We start from the raw sequence: 2,827 nt of genomic DNA on the forward strand, positions 1-2,827 counted from the left end.
TACGCTGAATGTGCTGCCCGTGCCGGCTCTGCTGGCCACGGTGATGTCGCCGCCAGCCCCGCCGGCGCCACCGTCGCCACCAACGCCGTCAAAAAACCCGTCCTGGTTGGCGCCTTCGCCGCCAGCCCCCCCAAAGCCGCCGATGCTTTGCACATCAATACCCACCCCGTCCTTCGTGGTGATGGGGTAAGGGGTCTTGCCGCCATTGTTGGCATCGGCAGTGATGGTGATCTTGCCGCCATCGCCTCCGTCGCCGCCATCGCCGCCTTGGGCGTGGCCGCCGCTACTGTCTTCGTTGGCATCGCCGCCAGAGCCTCCTAAGGCGGTTACGTTGATTCCGCTAATCGCGCTGTTAAGCCCGAAGCCTTTGTCGAAGTGCATCGTCACGGAGAGGTTGTACGGAGTGAATCCGTCCCCGCCGTTCTGGCCGTCCTCGTGGTCATCCCCAGTTGCATTGGCCCCATCGGACGCGAAATCGCTGAACAGGAGCGCAAAGTCGCCATCACCGGCGCCCTGACCTTTAGCGTCTGGCCCGAAATTGCCCGTCACATCCTCGTACAAGACCTCCGTGGGGCCGCCATCCGCCGTCGTGACGTCCTGAACCGAGATATCGCTACCGGAGCAGGTGTACACGCCATCACTCTGGCTGCAAGCCGCTCGCACCGCGAACGGAGCAAGGAACAATCCGGTCAAGAGGGTCGTCGCAAGCGCGGTTGAGCATTGAATACTCGGCAGCACCCCGAAGCCGCTGTGCTTGGCGGCCCGGTCGGCGATGTGCCGAACGCTGTCCAGGTGACCGTCGATCAGGGTTGGCTCATCAGCGACCGAAGTATCGACCGGGCCAATTTCGTCGGAAGTCGTGTATTCGGTCACGGGGCAGCCTCCTGAGAATGAGATTGACGCAGTCATGCGCCTAGGTTACGCGCCTGATACTAAGGCCGTCTGAGAGGGAAACCCTTTCAAAGGCTTTCAGCCGCGTTGGGCAAGGCGGAGGACTTGGCTGCTCAGCTGACCCTTAGCACCGCGTGGAGTTGATAGCCCTGGCCGCGCAGGACATGGATACCGCCGTCAGCATCGGCAGCGGCACCGCAGTCACGCAATTTCTTGCGCAGGCGGGTGATGCGAACCTCGATGGCAGCCTTGCTCGCACCTTCGGTGCTGCCGCCGATGATCTCGGCGAGCTGCCAGTTGTCCAGCCGCTGGCCGGGGGCGCGGAGAAAGGCGGTGAGCAGAGTGAGCTCGATGGGGTGCAACAGGACCTGGCCGTTGCGGCCGTGCAGGCTGGCGTTGGCGGTGTCGATGCTGCCGCCGTTGGGCAACGGGGTCGGCTTCAGACGCCGCGCCAGGGAGGCGACGGCGGCGAGCAGGGTTTCCGGGGCCTGAGGCTTGGCCAGATAGATGTCTGCGCCGCTGGCGTAGCCTTGGGCCATCTGTTCGGCCGCATTGCGGGCAGTGAGCATGATGATGCCGACACTGGGGTGGGTTTGGCGCAGCCGCTGCGAAAGACGGATACCGTCTTCGCCAGGCAGGTTGAGATCGAGGATGAAGAGGTCGATGACGCCGTCGGCGAAGGCCAGGTCATCGAGCTCTTCAGCACAGCCGAGGGCGGTGACCCGGTGGCCGGCCTGGCCCAGGATGTCGGCGGTGACCAGACGCAGGGCGTCGTGATCTTCGACCAGTGCTATATGGAGCGAGGCAGCCATAGTCTGAACCGGATATGCGTCGGTGTCGGGCGGTAGTCGATGTCACCCTCGATCAACCGTGCCATGCCTCTGCAGAGAAACAGGCCCAGTCCCGAGCCGGTGACATTGTGTGCCTTGGCGTGGCGATAGTAGCGGTCGAATACCCGGTCCGGGTCGGGTCGGCCGGACTTGCCGGGGTGGTTCGCCACCTCCAGGGCGATGCCGTCGATGCCATGCCGTGCAGCAGGCTCCAGGCGCAGGCTGATGGGACTCTGCGGCGGGCTGTATTTGAGGGCGTTGTCGAGCAAGTTGGTGATGATGATCCGCAGCAGGGTGCTGTCGGTGTGGACGCGGGGTGCCGTGCCAGTGAATTGGACGCGTTCGGCCATGGGGCGATGCTCGACCAATTCGCGCACCTGGGCCTCGACATCGCGCTCGGTCACCTGGGGCTGGAGCAGGCTGTTGTCGAGCCGATCGACCAGGGCGCAGCGTTCAATGACGGCTGCCATGTCATCGATCGCCTGATCCGCCTGCATGCTCAAGGTCGGCGTGCGGTGCGTGGCTCCCAAGACCATACGCACGATGGCCAAGGGCGTCTTCAATTCATGCGTCACCATGGCAAGGAAGCGCCCCATTTCTTGGCGCTTCGCTGTTTCGAGCTCGGAGTGCTGTTGCGCTTTGCGATAGGCCATCTCCAGTTCCGCACGGTGCCTGGCCAGGCGCTGCGCACGAATCTGCAGCAAGATCACGACAGCAAGCCCCGTCCACAGGGTGTAGAACAGGAAGCCATTGAAGCTCCAGTCTCCGGCGGGCACCAGCCCCATAGCTGGAAAGGTGGAGATCGAGAGGCTAACGACAATTAAGGCGTAGAGGGTGACGAGATAAGGTTTCGGTACCAGCGTCAGCGCTTCTTGCTGATGAGGACCATCTGTGCGGATGCTGACCGCAGTCGCCAGCGACAGGAGCGGCAGGATCAACACCAGGGCGTTTGTCAGGATCAGCGCCTTACCCACATCGCCCAGCGCCACCAGCAACAGCGCCAGCGCAAACAGCGGCAGGATTATGCGGAACAGTCCCAGCAACCAAGGATGCGGCCGGTATTCCCGCAGCAGCCGATAATCGAAGTAGTACGCCGACGCCGCGAA

2 protein-coding genes and 1 pseudogene are annotated in these 2,827 nt (G+C 63.4%); all 3 read right to left on the reverse strand.

All coding sequences use genetic code 11. The features are described from left to right. Positions 1-873: pseudogene (locus ACY693_RS17725) on the reverse strand (hypothetical protein); the annotation flags it as partial. Positions 874-1,004: 131 nt separating this feature from the next. Continuing rightward, on the reverse strand, positions 1,005-1,703 hold the full coding sequence (locus ACY693_RS17730; RefSeq protein ID WP_462323134.1) for a response regulator transcription factor: 699 nt from the start codon (positions 1,701-1,703) through the stop codon (positions 1,005-1,007). Continuing rightward, on the reverse strand, positions 1,682-2,827 hold a 1,146-nt coding region (locus tag ACY693_RS17735; RefSeq protein WP_462323135.1), incomplete at its 5' end, for a sensor histidine kinase. The genes ACY693_RS17735 and ACY693_RS17730, both read right to left, overlap by 22 nt.

It is taken from the genome of Halochromatium sp., assembly GCF_054919635.1.

Excerpts from the sequence above, each read along its gene's own strand:
- ACY693_RS17730 (WP_462323134.1), bottom strand. The coding sequence starts at position 1,703 with ATGGCTGCCTCGCTCCATATAGCACTGGTCGAAGATCACGACGCCCTG.